This is a genomic window from Micrococcus sp. GbtcB5, assembly GCF_019091605.1.
GTDB classification, from domain to species: Bacteria; Actinomycetota; Actinomycetes; order Actinomycetales; family Micrococcaceae; genus Micrococcus; species Micrococcus luteus.
The window spans coordinates 1-13814 of record NZ_JAGXJK010000036.1 but is presented as its reverse complement, the minus strand read 5'-3'; the positions used below and the strand labels follow the sequence as shown (position 1 = coordinate 13814).

Genomic DNA, 13814 nt, shown 5'->3' with positions numbered 1-13814 from the left:
CCAGGGCCCGTAGACCTCGGGCAGATCCCTCCAAGCGATTCCGCACCGGTACCGGTAGATGATCGCCTCCACCATGGCGCGGGCGTCGGCGAACGGCCTGCCGGCGCGGCCGGTCCGGGTCGGGAGCATCGGGGCGATCAACTCCCATTGGGTGTCAGAGAGCATCTGGAACCGGGACATGTCCCCAGGGTCTCAGCTGACTCGTGCATCTATTCTCAGACACGCCCTAGCCGTGCGTGCGCCCGTAGGGGGCGCGCCAGGCCGATTCTTCTGCCCGAATGCGGGTGACCCACCCAGCGGGCACCCATGCCTGCAACCGTTCGGTGCCGGGCGGCTCCTCCCAGGCGATCAGCACATGGGTGCTCGACCAGCGGGCAGCCATCGCATCGACCCGTCCCCGGTCGGGGAGCATGACCCGCACGTAGGGGGCGTCCTGGTAGAGCGCGGAGTGGACCTCCTCGGGACTGCGGAAGGCCGGCGGCTCGTAGACCGGGATCACGACGCCGCGCGCGGGCCGCGGGCGGCGTCGTGGCGGGCCTTGCGGGCCGCGCGCATGCTGGCCTTCTGGGCCGGCTGCTCGTAGAGGACGAAGGCGGCCTCCCAGAGCAGCTCGGCGACGTCGGCGATCTCCTCGGCGGCGTACTGCACGCCGACATGGATGCTGTCGTTGCCCACGAGGCGGGACTCGTGCAGGTCCTCCAGCACCTCGGCGTCCAGCCGCGGGGTCAGGCTGTTGATCTTGGCCTTGAGGTCCCGGCCGGTGCCGCCCTGGTCCTTGACCATCTCCTCGGTGGCCGCGCGGTAGAGGACGCCGGCGGCGCGCAGTGCCCCGGCGTCCTCGCAGATGCTGGCCTCCGCATAGAGCGAGCGCACGGGTTCCGGGGTGGCCTCGGGAAGCTGCCGCGGGGGCTTGGCCGGGACGATCATCGTCCGCCTGACGCGCTCCAGAGACGGATGCCCGGCGGCGTCGGTTTCGACCTTCTGCCAGTGCTCGAGGAAGGCGATCGTTCCCTGGCAGAACTGGCAGGCGTAGCCCGCGATCGTGTCCCTCGCCTCGGGCATAGGGGGCGCCAAGGCCGGATCCACGGAGGAGTGTCGCGCGTAGCGCGGATTCCAGGTCGGGCTCACCTGCGCCTGGCCGACGAGGTCGGCTGCCACGTGGTGTCCGCAGTGGGGGCAGAGGCCGGTGCCGTCGGTGAAGTCCTCGCTCATGCCGGTCAGTCTAGGGGCGGGCTCCGCGCGTCTGGGCCTGCTCACGCTGGGCCACACGCGCGCTGTGCAGCGCTCCGGGGCGGGGGGAGGTCTCGTGCTTGAAGGCCAGGTAGTCGACGACGTCAGGCTCGCACCAGAGCCGTCCGCGGGTGACCGGCTCGGGGAACTGGCGGTCGCGCTGGCGCAGGGAGCGGGCCGAGCGCTCGGCCACGCCCAGCAGCTCGTTGACCCGCGGCTCGGCGATCAGGCCGATCACCCGCGGGTCCAGGCCCGCCTCGTGCAGCTCGGTGGCCGCACTGGCCGCGCGGTGGCGCACGGCGGTGGTGGCCGCCTCGTAGGAGTTGGCCCCGGCCGCGCGGGCGAGGATGTCCAGCAGTGCCGCGGGGGGCCGGTAAGGGCCCTGGTGGGCGTGGGGGTCCAGGGCCTCGTCCCACCGGCGTGCCGGCGGGGCCGGCTTCTCGTGCTGATTCATCCCCATCGGGTGCGTCCTCCTCGTCGTCCCCACCGGCGGGCGCCGGCCTCATCCTGGGCCACGCGTTCCTCCTTGGAGCGCACGGCGTTGAAGCTGGTCACGGACAGCCCCACCAGCTGGCCCTGCGTGACGGCGTCGCGGGCGTAGCGGTCGCCCATCTGGGAGGCGATCCATCCGCCCATGTCCCCGCCGTTGCGGTCGCGCACGTCGGAGACGACGTCGGCGGCCAGGTAGCCGCCCTTGGAGCCGACGTCGAAGGTGCGGGTGCGGCCGCCGCCGATGTCCACGGTGGCGCGGATGTGCACGCGCTTGTCCTGGTGGCGGGCGCCGCGGGCGACGTTGACGATGGACATGCGGGCCGCGTGCAGGCCGGCCCCGCGCTCGGGCGATCCGACGGTCTTGGGCAGCTGGATCCGCACGATCCGGTTGCCGTCGGGCAGGTGGGTGGTCGTGGTGGAGTGGCGGGTCAGGGAGGGCCCGCGCCGGGTGTCCTTGGGGACCACGGTGGGCTTCTTGGCACCTCGCTTGGCTCGCACGGGCACGATCTTGCCGGCCGCGTTGCGTCGACGTCGGGGTGCCTTGGAGACGGCGCCGGTCTCGTGTAGCTCGGTCAGCGCGTCCCGGTAGGACTCGCCCGAGGTCTCCCCGCGGGCGATCTTCTGCATCATGCGCGGGGAGCGGTTCATGGCCGCACCGAGTTCGGCCCAGGTGAGTCCGTAGGCCGAGCGCACCCGGGTGACGAGCTCGGCGGGGCTCAGCTGTGCCGGGTCACTCACCGTCGGCCTCCTGCTCGTCGTCGCCGGGCAGGTAGTCCGTCCCGTCGACGGGGGCGGCCTGCATCTCGTATTCGGAGTAGGCGGCGTCCACGCCCAGGCGCGCGGCCTTGGCGCGCAGCCTGTTGCGGGCGGTCTCGTCGGCGGGAATCTTCAGCGGTCCGGGGACGTAGCCCTGGAGGCGCATGCGTCCCACCCGGCCGTCATCGCCGCCGCCACGCTCCTCGGTCAGGGACCAAGCGGGGACCTCGGTGGTGTAGATCGCGTCGCCGCGCACGCCCAGCAGGGTGTGGGCCGGCACGTGCAGGGCCCCGCCCTGGAGGCCACCGGCCATGGGTCCGGAGAGCATGCGCGCCCGGGCCCGGCCCCAGACCTGCACGGCGAACTCGGGGTGGTAGTAGCGCTGAGCCTGGCCGTCGAAGCGCGGCTTGGTGGTCCAGATGAAGGCCTTGCCGTGCTGCTTGACGTCGGGGGCGTTGGCCGGGACCTCCTTGGGGTCGAAGGTGATGTGGGTCTGCACGCGCCCGCGGGCCGCGAAGTTGCCGATCGTGTTGATCAGGATCGAGCGCAGTGCCGCGGAGACGGCGGTCTTGATGATCTCGTCCATCAGCGGGTCGCCGGCGACGGCGGCGCGAGCCTTGACCAGGTTGTCCTTCCAGGTGTCCAGCGGGCGTGCACGCACGCGCCGGTCGCGGTCGCGGGCGCCGGGGACATCGGTGGTGAACGCGACGGACTCGATCGGGTCCAGCTGCCAGCCGTGGCGGGCGGCGACGAAGAACTCGGCGGCGTCGATCCAGGCGCTCCCGGTAGCGCCGGGGCGGTTGGGCCAGTACCAGCCCTCGGAAGCCTTCTCGTGCTGGACGCCGATCAGGCCGATGTGGTCCCAGGTGTCGGGGACCTTGAACTGCACGTGCACGCGAGCGCGGGCGTAGGGGTTCTCCCGGAGCATGTCCGCGGTGTCGTCGCGGCGCAGCCGGTACCCGGGGCCGATGCCCAGCTCACTGCACATGGCTCCGTACATGAAGCGGCCGTCGACGTAGGCAAAGCCATCGATCTTGGGGGTCTTCGCCGGGTCGTGCAGGGGGATGCAGTCCGGGTGAGTGCCCGAGGAGGATCCGGCCACGAGGTGCTCGACGTGGTGCTGGCCGGAGGTGCGGTGCAGCTCCTCGGCGATGTCCTCGGTCAGCGGGTACGGCTCGAGGTTCTTCGGCAGGGTCAGGGCCCAGAGGTTGGCGCCGGTGGCGGTGGGGCTGTCCATGAGCTTGGCTCCGCGGAAGTGCGCACCGATGATGCCTTCGGTGGCCTGCCAGGCCAGGCGGGCCTGATCCGGGCTCAGCGGGGCGTCGCCGAACCACCCGGAGACGAACTGCACCAGCATGCGCTTGCCGGTCTGGCGGTGCTCGAAACGGCCGGTGGCCGGGGAGCCGAGGTTGTGTCCTCCGTCGATCCAGCCGGGAGTCTGCACCAGCAGCCAGTGGCGCTTGCCCGGCGTGGCCACCGGGGTCTTGCCCGTGAAGAAGATCCGGTCCACACCGACGGCGGCCGCAGTGTCGAGCATGTCGGTGAGGTTCGGGTTCTTCCGACGCGGGCCGATCTTCGGCGGCACCGCCTGCCCGTTGTCCAACACGCCCCGGCCCGTGGTGTAGTCCGCCCACAGGTTCTTGCGGGCGGCGAGGTTGCGGTAGGCCACGGGGCGGAACGTGGTGGGGGTGTTGTCGCGCAGGCCAGCGCGCCCTCCGGGACGCTCGCGGTTGGAGTAGGCCATGGGGACCTCCGGTCGATCTGACAGTTAGGGCAACCCTACATTGCGCTAAGCCTCCTCGGTAGGGAGCAGGTCCAGCCCATCGAGCTGGCCGGGCAGCGGCACCGGCGGGGACGTGTCGTGGAGGTCGGCGTCGAGCTGCACCAGGTCCCCCTTCTCAGGCCGCAGGCTGCGCCGCCGGGATGGCCCGCAGCTGCTTGACGATGCGCGCGAGGAGCCAGCAGATCACGGGGATCCAGCCCAGGGTCAAGCCGAGGTGCACGCCCTGGTCGGCGCCGACGGCCGTCCACACCGCCCAGGGCAGGAGCGAGCTCATCTGGACCGCCAGGTCCCACCCGGTGGGGATGCCCCGACGGGCCATGCGCAGCCCCATCCCCCCTGCGCAGAGCACCAGGGCGCCGGCGCCGGCCAGGCCCACGATCACCTCCCCCGCGTGGCCGGTCCGGGCGACGATCACCACTCCGGCGACCGCCATGGCCACGTCGCGGAGCAGGAAGACGGCTCGGTCGGCGGTCGCCATGATCGCGCGGGCTGCGGATCCGGCGGGGGCCGCACGGTTCCACGCCCGCGAGGTCAGGGTCGCGAGCGCGGCGGCCGCGAGGACGGCAGCCGCCAGGGCAACGAGGGACGGGTCGGGGGCACCCGTCAGGGCGGGCAGCGCCGCCATGTTGGCGAGGAGGGCGAGCGTTGCGACGTCGGTGGTCAGCTGGAGGCCGCGGGCGGCAGCCCAGCGTCCTCGCAGCTGGGAGGGGGAGAGCGTGGTGGTGGGCATGGGTTGGCTCCGTTCCTGGGGCATGGGTCAGTTCGTCGAGGGGTCAGATCGCGTGGTCCGGTGACCGCGCCTCACGCCAGGCCTGCGACAGTTCCCGCGGCGGCAGGTGGGCCAGCGTGGTCATCTTCGGCGGCGGCACCGGATCCAGCTGGAAGGGGACGTGGGCGCTCTGGTGCAGGAAGGTCTCGTAGTGCTCACCCTCGGGACCCCAGAGCGGCAACGGGGCCGGGCATGCGATCCCTGATCCCTCGAGGAGTCGTCTTGCGCGGCTGTTCCGGCACTGGGAGACGGCCTTCACTGCCTTGACGGTGAGGGACCAGACGGCGCGGAAGGCGATCAGTGCCATTAGCAGCCAGAGGAGCCAGAGCGGCAGCCCGAGATCCTGGTCCATCACCGCGAGGGCGGCCATGAAGACCGTGTAGCCGGCGAGGATGCCGAGTGCGTTGCTCCCCAGAATGCGGGCGTGGGCGCGCTCTGCCGGCCAGGGCTGGCGGGCAGCCGGCACCTGGGCGATCACCGCCCGCCCCTGTTCGGTGTCCGGGATCAGCCAGACCCCCACGCGGGTGGGGTGGGGGATGATGGCCGGCTCCTCAAGAGGACCGTGCCCGCTCGAGGCCGGCTCACCCGGCATGGCTAAGCTCCTCGAGCGGGACGGTGCGCCATAGGGAGGTGTAGACCACGGTGGCCCCGAGGTCGGCGGCCAGGGACTGGCCGAGGTGGTGGGCGATGCCGCGGCAGGAGACGGACAGGTGGATGCCGACGGAGCGGCCCAGGCGATGGATGCCCAGCAGGAGGTTCTCGGCGACGTCGGCCTCGTGCTCCCCGGCCGGGGCGAGGTCGGCCCAGCGCTGGCGCAGATGGGCGTAGTCGTCCAGGACGAGCACGATGGGCTGGAAGGGCTCGGGGCGCTCCTTGGCGAGGGAGGCGACCTCCACCAGGTGGTAGCGCTCGCGCATCAGCTCGCTGGCGGCACGGATTCGCTCGAGCTGGTCGCTGACGTCGGCGGTGACCACCTGCGCGTACCGATGGTCCTCGACCTTGTCCAGCTCCCCGGGCAGGCCCAGGCCCCAGGCCTGCCAGCCCACGGAGACCGCGGTTTCCATGATCCCGCGCTGGATCACGCTCTTGCCGCTGTCGCGGTCGCCGATGATCAGCAGGTGACCCTGGCGGGGGTCCCAGAGCACGTGCTCGCCGGCCTCGACGGGGCCCACGTCGATCGTGGCCTGCACGTCGGCGGCCGGCGCGGCCTCCGGGGCCGGGGAGGCGTAGCGGTCGGGGAGGTATCCGTGCCAGTGCTCCCCGGTTGCCTCGTCCACGGTGACCGGCGCGCTGGAGTAGCCCATCTTGCGCAGCTTCTCGACGGCCGCGGGGTCCTGGGAGACGTCGACGAGGGTGTGAGGGATCTTGTGGGCGCGCAGGTGGGCCTTCACGGCCATGCAGGGGCCGCAGCCGGGGCTGGTGTAGATCGTGTACATGGGTGCTCCTCGGTCAGGGAGATGGTCGGGGCCGTGGCCGGCCCTCACTTCCCATAAGGCCGGCATCCGGCGCTGATGTCCCTCCCCGTTCCGGGGTCAGCTTTCATGCGCCGGGTGCAGCAGCAGCGCGTCGGCGGGGATCGTCGAGGTGTGCTCGAGGTGCCCGACCTCGAGGCCGGCGGCCAGCAGGGCCTGGACCGCGGGATGGTCCTCGGCCAGGTCCTGGAGGAGGACCAGGGGGACGTGTCGCGGAGATGCGGCCGGCGCCGCTTCCTCGGCCGGCGCGGCCGGCAGCGGCGGCTCCGTCGCACCATCCGCGGCGAGGGTGCCTTCTGGCTCGGCTTCTGGCGTGGGTTGTGGTGTGGGGTCCAGGCCAGCCTTCCGTTGCAGGCGGGCGAGGTCGGCGTGGCGGGCCGGGGGCAGCTTGGCGGTCTCGAGCAGCTCGAGGGCGCTGGTGAGTCCGGTGTGGTCGCCGCTGGCGAGCCAGGTGGCCACGATCAGGCCCACGCGGCCGGCCTTGCCGGAGTCGTGGCCGGGGTCGCCGGGAACGGGGTGGGCCGCGGTGAGGTCGTCGAGCTGGGCGTGTTTGAGCCCGGCGGTGAGCAGGCCGGTCAGCGCACGGCGGTCGCGGGCGGAGAAGGTGCGGGGCACCTGGTCAGGATGCCAGGTAGCCCAGGACGGCGAGCAAGGCGAGCACGTGCCCGGCGACGAGGTACGGGGCCATGGGCACGCGGGTCTTGCGCTGGCCTCGCAGCAGGGCCGGGACCGCACCGAACAGGGCGGCGAGCACGTAGCTGGCCAGGATGGCCAGCACCCAGGCACCGGGACCGTGGACACCGATGGCCAGGGCGGCCACGGTGACGAGCTTGACGTCGCCCATGCCGGTGCCGCCGATCAGGTGCATCACCATCAGCACGACGGCGGCGATCACGGTGACCACCAGCCCCTGGAGGGCCCAGGCGCCGTATCCGGTGACCAGCAGGCCCACCGCGGCGCCGAGGTTGATGGCGCCCAGGGCGGCCACGGCCCAGTTCGGGATGAGCCGGTGGGCCCGGTCCACGCGCGCCATGTAGATGCCCAGGCAGGCCAGGGCGATCAGGGCGAGCGCGGCGTGGACCATGAGCACGGGCAGCCCGGCGACCGCGGCGCCGGTGATGCCCAGCAGGGCAGCCAGGGCCCCGCCGGGGCCGATCAGGGTGCGCACCGTCCGCGGCGGCACCGTGTAGGGCGCCGGCGCGGGGTCGGTGGCCGCGGGGGACGTGTCGTGGAGATCAGGCGACACGGTAGCCATGGGCCCGCAGCTCCTCGATCAGGGCGGTGGTCTCCACCTCGGGCTCGAGGTCCTCCTCGAAGGACTCCAGGTAGGAGTAGAGCTTCTCGATCAGGCGGGTGACCTCGGTGTGGTTGCCCGCGGCGGCCTCGGTGACCAGAGCGTCGCGCCAGGCGGCCTCGTTGGCGGGGTCGATCGCGCGGCCGACGCGGGCGGCCAGCTGGGCGTGCTCGCGGTGGCCGACGGCCAGGGAGCGGGCCACGAGCTCGTGGGCGGCGTCGCAAATGGTCTGGACCATCTCCTGGACCAGGGTCTCGGTCCAGGCGACGTTGGAGGCCTTGGCGTGCTCGAAGGGCACTCCCCTCACCAGACGCATGGCGGCGACCAGGGCGGGGGTGGAGGCCTTCACGGGGTCATCGCCGATCAGGGACTGCACGACCTGCCAGTCGGTGAGCACGTCCTCGTGGACGCGGTAGCCCTCGCTGCCCACGGCGGGCAGGTAGGGGGTGCCGTCCGCGGCCTGGCCGAGCAGGCGGCGGGTCTGGCCGGTGAGCTTGTTGCGGTTGCTGGAAGCGGACTTGCCGTCGGAGCGCTGGGTGGGCCAGAACGCGGCATGGACGGCCTCGGCGCTCGCGCCGGGGTGCAGGGCCAGGTAGGCGGCCAAGGCGACGCAGCGGGCGGTCTGGGTCGCCGAGACCTCGCCGGTGGCCGCGGTGACGGGGGCCTGGCCCTGGGCACCGACGAGCTTGAGCTCGCCGAGCATCAGGATCATCGGGGCCTGGGTGGTGGCCTGCTCCAGCAGGTGTGCGGCGTCCAGGTCGATCTGCTTCTGCGGGTCGGTCGAGCCCAGCTGCTCGGGGGCGGCGTCCTTCTCGTCCTCGTCCTCCGCGGGGGACGTGGCGTGGAGATCGGTGGCCACCTCCTGCTGCGCCGGCTCGGCGGTCGCGGCCGGCTCGGGCTCGGGCTCGGGCTCGGGCTCAGGCTCGGGCTCGGGGGCAGTCTCGGCGGGTCCCGCGGTCTCGGTGACTGCGACGACGGCCGGGGTCTGGTCCTGGGCCTCGGGGGTGATGTCCTCGGGCTCGGTCGGCACGGCGGCCGCCGCGGCCTGGTCCTGGCTCTCCTCGTCCTCGTCCTCGTCCAGGGTGTCGTGCGGGGCGGGCGCAGAGGTCGGGGTGTGGCGGGCGGCCTGGGCGGCGAGCACGTCCTCCTCGTTCTCCTCGGCCGGATCGGTCTCGTCCTCGGCGGTCTCAGCGGCGGGGACCGCGGGCTCGGGGGTCAGGGGCAGGTCCTGGGTGTTCTCCTCCTCGTGGAGCATCTCCTCGAGATCGACCACCGCGCTGAGGTGGGGGCGCTCGTCCAGGACGGTGTTGATGTCGATCGTGGAGGTCGTCCCACGGCCGGTGGAGCGGGGGTCCTCCAGGGCGGTGGCCAGCAGCTCCTTGATCCGCTCGCCCTCCTCGGGGGTGATCTTCTGCGGGCGCAGGTGCTGATTGACCGGGAGCAGGTCGGCGTGGTCCTCGTCCTCGAGGTTCAGGATCCAGTCGGAGGCCAGGGGGTTGGCGGTGGTGACCGCGGCGATGCCCAGCCGCGGGATGGCGCCGGCCAGGTCGGTGAGGCGACGAGCCTGGGCGGGGGTGGGCTCCAGGCCCAGCAGGACGATCTCGGGACCGAAGGCCTCTTCCTGGTTGGCGGCGCGGGCCTGGTCGAGGGTGGCGGCGTCCTGCTCGTCGAGGGCGCGGCGAATGTCCTTGGCCTTGCCGTCGAGCTGGCCGATCAGCTGGTCCAGGTCGTCGATCTGGCGGACGCGGCCGTCGCTGACGACCTTGGCCAGGCCGTCGGCGACTCCGACGAGCGTGATGGTGACGTTCTCGGACCAGCTGGAGGTGGCCAGCTCCACGGCCATGGCATCGAGGACCTGGGTTGTCAGCTGGGGGTCGCCGTCGATGCCGAGGGTGCCCAGGCGCTCGAGGTCGAGCAGGACCTGGGAGCGAGTGTCGTCCTGGCCAACGGTGACCAGCGAGGGGTAGGGGGCGGCGGGCAGGTCGGGGTCGATGTCGATGGAGCCGGAGGCCAGCGTCCAGACGACGCCGTCGTCGGTCTCGGCCACGAAGGGCTCGGGCAGCTGCGCGGGGGCCATGAGGTAGAGGGCGATCTGCTCGGGCGAGACGCGCACGAGGAACAGCTCAGGCAGGTCCTGGCCGTTCTCGTGGGCCCAGCGGGCCAGCCAGCGCTGGACGACGTCGAGCTCCTCAGCCTGCTCGGGCTCGGCGACCACGCGCAGCTGGGTCTCCAGCTGCGCGGTCTGCTCCTCGGGCATGGGGACGGACTGGCCGGGCTGACGGCGGCGGCGCTGGAGCTGGCGGCGCAGGCCGACGATGCCCAGCAGTCCGGCCGCGGCGAAGGCGCCGATGCCGCCGATGGTGGCCCATGCGGGGACCTCCTCCGGGGCAGCCTGCTCCTGGTGGGAGGACAGATCGGCGGGGGCCGGCGCGGTCTGCGTGAACGCGCCGCCGGGGACGGCGGAGGGGCCCTCCTGCTCGGCGGGGGCCATGGAGGGTGCCGCAGACACGGCCTCGCCGGGCAGCGGGTGCTGGGCGTCCTGGGCCGGCGTGGAGTCCGAGGCGGCGCTCGGGGCGGCGGCCGCCTCGGGGGCCGGCGTGGCCGAGTCGTCGGCAGGGGCGGAGGGTTCGGCCGACGCCGATGCGGAGGGCGCCGCCGGAGCGGGGGCCGCCTGGGCGTCCGTGTCGGCCTGCGCCGGAGCGGGGGCCTGCTGGGAGGGGGCCGGTGTCGCGGAGGTGGAGCCGGCGCCGGTGGGGCCGTCGGGCAGCTCCACGGTCCAGCCGGTCATGATGAGGTCGGGATCGGTGAGGGTCTGGCCGTCGGCCTGGGGCGTGGAGCGCATCTGCTCGGCGAGCTCGCCCCACCGGCTGCCCTGGCCCAACTCGTCCCGGGCGATGCCCCAGAGCGTGTCGCCCTCCTGCACGGTGTAGGTCCGCTCCCCCGCGGCGGCAGGGGCGTCCTGGGTCGTGTCCTGGGTGGTCTGGCCCTCCTGGGCCATGGCGACGGCGGCGGGAGCGGAGGCGGTGTCCTGCGGGGTCAGGGCGAAGGCGGGGCTGCCACCGCCAAGAGCGAGCACGGCGGCGATCAGCGCGCCGGCCAGGGCCTGCTGCGGGCGCAGCGCTCCGCCCAGGTTGGGGGTCTCGACGCGGCGGATGAGGCTGATCACCTCGACCACGAGCGAGTAGACGAAGGAGGCCCAGAAGCCCCACGCGATCAGGGGCAGCACGGTGCCCATCAGGAACGTGCCGCCGAAGTCGATGCCGGTCAGGGCCTGCTGGAGCTCGGCAGTGCTGGGGATGGGGTTGCCGACCAGCAGGATCAGGGCGGCGGGGATGCCGACCACCAGGGCGGTCAGGGCCAGCAGGGCCGCAAGGCCTTTGAGGGTACGCATGGGGCGTGTCTCCGCTCGCGTGGGTAGAGGTCTTCACGGGGTAGAAGGCTGGGGCAGTCCCCCGATGTCCCTTCTAAGTTGATCTGAGGTCAGTTTAGGCGGTGAGGTGGGCCACCTCAAGGCTGTCACGCTCCGCGCCACCTTGCCGGAACAGCATCCGCATGGCCGCCAGGGCCGCGATTCGAGCCGGAGACTCCACTCCCGCGGCCGCCGCGCGCGCTCGCGCATCCGCCTGGCGATCCCGGTGCATCGCCTCGCGCGCCGCCTCCGCCCGCTCACGAGCCCGGGCAGAGGCTGAGGCGAGCACGAGCCCGCCGGCGTCCTTCCAGTGCTCCAGACGCCACCGCAGGTAGCCGCGAGCTCGAGCGGTGTCCTGGCCGGCGTCCAGGCTGTGGAGCCGGTGCGCGCCCTGGGGGGTGTGGTCCAGTGCGTGGAGAAGGTCGGCCGGGGTCCAGCCGGCCTCGAGGAAGGGACGGATCAGCGAGCGGACGTCCCGGGCCGAGAGCACGCGCAGACCCAGAGCCCGATCCTGGACGGTGCGGGCGGCGGCCAGCTGCTGACGACGGGTGGCCACTGCGCGGTTGCAGGGCCAGAGCTCGACGAGTCCGCGGTCGCGCGCGTGCGTGGTTCCTCTACGAGTTCTAGTAAGTGAATCCTCTAGCGAGGAAGGGTGCCAGTTTTTCTCCACAGCCCCACGGATCCGACGCTGACCTGCACGCTCCCGTGCTTCGGCCGCGGCGTCGGCACGGTGCCTAGCGAGGATCTTCTCCACGTCCAGGTGGGCGGTGCAGCACAGCACGTAGACCGCCGCCTCGTTGATCCGCTTGCCACGCTCGTCCGGGGTCGCGTAGGCGGCAGAGCGTCCGGCGGCGACGCGTCCGATCACCCCGTGTCGCATCAGCCAGGCGATGGCCGCGGTCACCGTCGAGGCGCTCCGGCCGATCATCTTCGCCAGGCGCTTGTGCCCGGGACGGGAGATCATCTTCGACCAGTCCGCGCAGGCCGCCAGCGCACCCACCAGAGATTCCATCAGCCGCCGACGGATCCGGGAGAGGTCCTGCCAGGCAGGCAGTGCCCGCAGGGCGGGAACGGCGTCGCCCAGGTGCTCCAGACGCCGGGAGCCGGCGGGCACCGCGGCCAAGATCACGTCGATGTCGCCCTCCCGGGCACGCGAGGGCCGGCGCCAGTTCTGACGGCACGGATTCGTGATCCGACCCCGCACGGGCCGGGCTGGTTTCTGGCGATGGCGCAGCAGTCGGGCGAGGGTGGACTCCCCCAGGCACGGCGCCGAGGACACGGCCGACGGGAGGGGGGACGTGTCGCGGAGAGGGATTTTGGGTAGACTCGGGCACGACAAGAGAGACGTACCTCCTTCAGGTACACCTTGAGATCCAGCCCGTGTCGCCAAACACGGAGCCGGAACTCGAATCCAGAACCGAATGCCATGCCGGGTAAGCACTAGGGCATTCGGAACAACTTCAAACGTCAGTCACTACCTGTCGTCAGCAGGTCTTGACTCCAAGAAGCGGATCCGCGCCAACGGGTCCGCTTCTTGCTTTTTATGCGGATTTCAGGTCAAACGCCTCCTGGCCGTGCTCTTCGGGAATCTCGTGGGCGTCCAGATGCTCCGTAACCAAGGCGGTCACGTAGTCGTTGATGCTCTCGCCGGTGTACTCCACCCAGGCGTGCAACTTGGCCTCATAGCTACGGGGGATGCGCGCGGTCACATTGAAGCGGTCGCCGCGAGACGGGCGGCCGCCACGATGCCGGCGGGGCGTGGCTGTGGTGGGGCTCATGCGATCACCATACTTGTTTCAGCTTCCACAAGCGGAGCGGTCCTAGCGGGACACGCCGGAGCAGATCTGCGACCTGCTCCGGCGCACGCGTCACGGGCGGACGTTCAACGACTGGAACTCGCCGATCCGCACGTCCTGCGATGAGCGCGTGAGGGTCTCGATCACCCCGGACTGGCCCTGGGCCGTCCACTCCACAGACCACGTCGTGATCGCCGTGACCTTGTAGGTGGGGTTGGACATCTTCATGTACGTGTGCCCGCAGTCCGGGGACTCCTGCTTGCCGAAGCGGTCCTCGTAGACGGTGCCGGGACCGTCGCAGACCACCTGCGTCCCATCGCCCATGTCCCAGGTGACGTGCACCGGCCGCGCCGTGGCCTGCACGGCGATCCCGTTCACGTCCTTGGAGACCGTGTACGGCCCCCACGCCTGCGGATCGTCAGGGTTCCCGACCCACATCCACGCCGGCAGACCCACAGCACCCGTGCCGTTTTCCGCCACCGGGTACGGCACCATGCCGATCTCGATGCCCTTGAGCTGCATCTCCTTCACGACTGTCTGGGCGGCCTGGCGGATCTCCCCCGGCCCGGCCTGCGTGGAATCCATCCAGCGCGTCTTCACTGGCTGACCGAGCGTCAGCCCATCGCTCGGGTTGCACTGCTCCCACGCGCCCCGTTCTGGATCCTTGCCCGCCGGCGGAGTCGGCTGCGGCGACATGTTCACCCACACGCAGTCATTGACCGGGTCGTAGTTCACGTCACAGCGGTACGGGACGCTGTCGCCAGGCAGAGGCTCGTTGATCTCGCAGAAGTTCGCCCGCTGCGGGGCCTTCCC

15 protein-coding genes are annotated in these 13814 nt (G+C 72.0%); all 15 read right to left on the bottom strand.

The window, feature by feature from the left end; genetic code table 11:
• A partial coding sequence (locus tag KVS67_RS10595) for a transposase (protein WP_217565321.1) occupies nucleotides 1–180 on the bottom strand: 180 nt, incomplete at its 3' end.
• 46 nt (nucleotides 181–226) lie between these two features.
• The gene (locus tag KVS67_RS10590; protein WP_049159099.1) at nucleotides 227–499 is read right to left on the bottom strand and encodes a hypothetical protein; all 273 of its coding nucleotides are present in this window, start codon (nucleotides 497–499) and stop codon (nucleotides 227–229) included.
• Entirely contained in the window at nucleotides 496–1212 is a 717-nt protein-coding gene (locus KVS67_RS10585; RefSeq protein ID WP_053090894.1) for a DUF4145 domain-containing protein, read from the bottom strand. Before KVS67_RS10585 ends, KVS67_RS10590 begins: the two co-directional genes overlap by 4 nt.
• Before the next feature lie 10 nt (nucleotides 1213–1222).
• Nucleotides 1223–1690 (bottom strand): hypothetical protein, encoded by a 468-nt coding sequence (locus tag KVS67_RS10580; protein WP_049159101.1) that lies wholly within the window; start codon nucleotides 1688–1690, stop codon nucleotides 1223–1225.
• Nucleotides 1681–2460 (bottom strand): hypothetical protein, encoded by a 780-nt coding sequence (locus KVS67_RS10575; protein ID WP_031943847.1) that lies wholly within the window; start codon nucleotides 2458–2460, stop codon nucleotides 1681–1683. The genes KVS67_RS10580 and KVS67_RS10575 overlap by 10 nt, the downstream gene beginning before the upstream one ends.
• Nucleotides 2453–4222 (bottom strand): hypothetical protein, encoded by a 1770-nt coding sequence (locus KVS67_RS10570; protein ID WP_065425925.1) that lies wholly within the window; start codon nucleotides 4220–4222, stop codon nucleotides 2453–2455. Before KVS67_RS10570 ends, KVS67_RS10575 begins: the two co-directional genes overlap by 8 nt.
• 154 nt (nucleotides 4223–4376) lie before the next feature.
• Complete coding sequence (locus KVS67_RS10565; RefSeq protein ID WP_031943849.1) at nucleotides 4377–4991, bottom strand: hypothetical protein; 615 nt, start codon at nucleotides 4989–4991, stop codon at nucleotides 4377–4379.
• 43 nt (nucleotides 4992–5034) lie between these two features.
• Nucleotides 5035–5622, bottom strand: coding sequence for a hypothetical protein (locus KVS67_RS10560; protein ID WP_031943850.1), 588 nt, complete (start codon nucleotides 5620–5622; stop codon nucleotides 5035–5037).
• Nucleotides 5612–6466, bottom strand: a complete 855-nt coding sequence (locus tag KVS67_RS10555; protein WP_049159103.1) for a glutaredoxin family protein — start codon at nucleotides 6464–6466, stop codon at nucleotides 5612–5614. The genes KVS67_RS10560 and KVS67_RS10555 overlap by 11 nt, the downstream gene beginning before the upstream one ends.
• Nucleotides 6467–6562: 96 nt before the next feature.
• Entirely contained in the window at nucleotides 6563–7117 is a 555-nt protein-coding gene (locus KVS67_RS10550; protein WP_049159106.1) for a hypothetical protein, read from the bottom strand.
• A gap of 4 nt (nucleotides 7118–7121) precedes the next feature.
• Nucleotides 7122–7757, bottom strand: coding sequence for an A24 family peptidase (locus KVS67_RS10545; protein WP_157571200.1), 636 nt, complete (start codon nucleotides 7755–7757; stop codon nucleotides 7122–7124).
• Nucleotides 7738–11187 (bottom strand): BTAD domain-containing putative transcriptional regulator, encoded by a 3450-nt coding sequence (locus KVS67_RS10540; protein ID WP_217565320.1) that lies wholly within the window; start codon nucleotides 11185–11187, stop codon nucleotides 7738–7740. Before KVS67_RS10540 ends, KVS67_RS10545 begins: the two co-directional genes overlap by 20 nt.
• 94 nt (nucleotides 11188–11281) lie before the next feature.
• Nucleotides 11282–12334: a hypothetical protein gene (locus KVS67_RS10535; RefSeq protein ID WP_217565319.1), complete on the bottom strand. Its 1053-nt coding sequence runs from the start codon at nucleotides 12332–12334 to the stop codon at nucleotides 11282–11284.
• 412 nt (nucleotides 12335–12746) lie between these two features.
• Nucleotides 12747–12983, bottom strand: coding sequence for a hypothetical protein (locus KVS67_RS10530; RefSeq protein ID WP_087114226.1), 237 nt, complete (start codon nucleotides 12981–12983; stop codon nucleotides 12747–12749).
• A gap of 90 nt (nucleotides 12984–13073) precedes the next feature.
• The gene (locus KVS67_RS10525; RefSeq protein ID WP_217565318.1) at nucleotides 13074–13586 is read right to left on the bottom strand and encodes a hypothetical protein; all 513 of its coding nucleotides are present in this window, start codon (nucleotides 13584–13586) and stop codon (nucleotides 13074–13076) included.
• Between the last annotated feature and the right edge of the window lie 228 nt (nucleotides 13587–13814).

What these genes read in the sequence shown, in the direction of transcription:
- KVS67_RS10585 (WP_053090894.1), bottom strand. Translation starts at nt 1,212, where the DNA reads ATGAGCGAGGACTTCACCGACGGCACCGGCCTCTGCCCCCACTGCGGA.
- KVS67_RS10580 (WP_049159101.1), bottom strand. Translation starts at nt 1,690, where the DNA reads ATGGGGATGAATCAGCACGAGAAGCCGGCCCCGCCGGCACGCCGGTGG.
- KVS67_RS10570 (WP_065425925.1), bottom strand. Translation starts at nt 4,222, where the DNA reads ATGGCCTACTCCAACCGCGAGCGTCCCGGAGGGCGCGCTGGCCTGCGC.
- KVS67_RS10565 (WP_031943849.1), bottom strand. Translation starts at nt 4,991, where the DNA reads ATGCCCACCACCACGCTCTCCCCCTCCCAGCTGCGAGGACGCTGGGCT.
- KVS67_RS10560 (WP_031943850.1), bottom strand. Translation starts at nt 5,622, where the DNA reads ATGCCGGGTGAGCCGGCCTCGAGCGGGCACGGTCCTCTTGAGGAGCCG.
- KVS67_RS10555 (WP_049159103.1), bottom strand. Translation starts at nt 6,466, where the DNA reads ATGTACACGATCTACACCAGCCCCGGCTGCGGCCCCTGCATGGCCGTG.
- KVS67_RS10545 (WP_157571200.1), bottom strand. Translation starts at nt 7,757, where the DNA reads ATGGCTACCGTGTCGCCTGATCTCCACGACACGTCCCCCGCGGCCACC.
- KVS67_RS10540 (WP_217565320.1), bottom strand. Translation starts at nt 11,187, where the DNA reads ATGCGTACCCTCAAAGGCCTTGCGGCCCTGCTGGCCCTGACCGCCCTG.
- KVS67_RS10530 (WP_087114226.1), bottom strand. Translation starts at nt 12,983, where the DNA reads ATGAGCCCCACCACAGCCACGCCCCGCCGGCATCGTGGCGGCCGCCCG.
- KVS67_RS10525 (WP_217565318.1), bottom strand. Translation starts at nt 13,586, where the DNA reads ATGGATTCCACGCAGGCCGGGCCGGGGGAGATCCGCCAGGCCGCCCAG.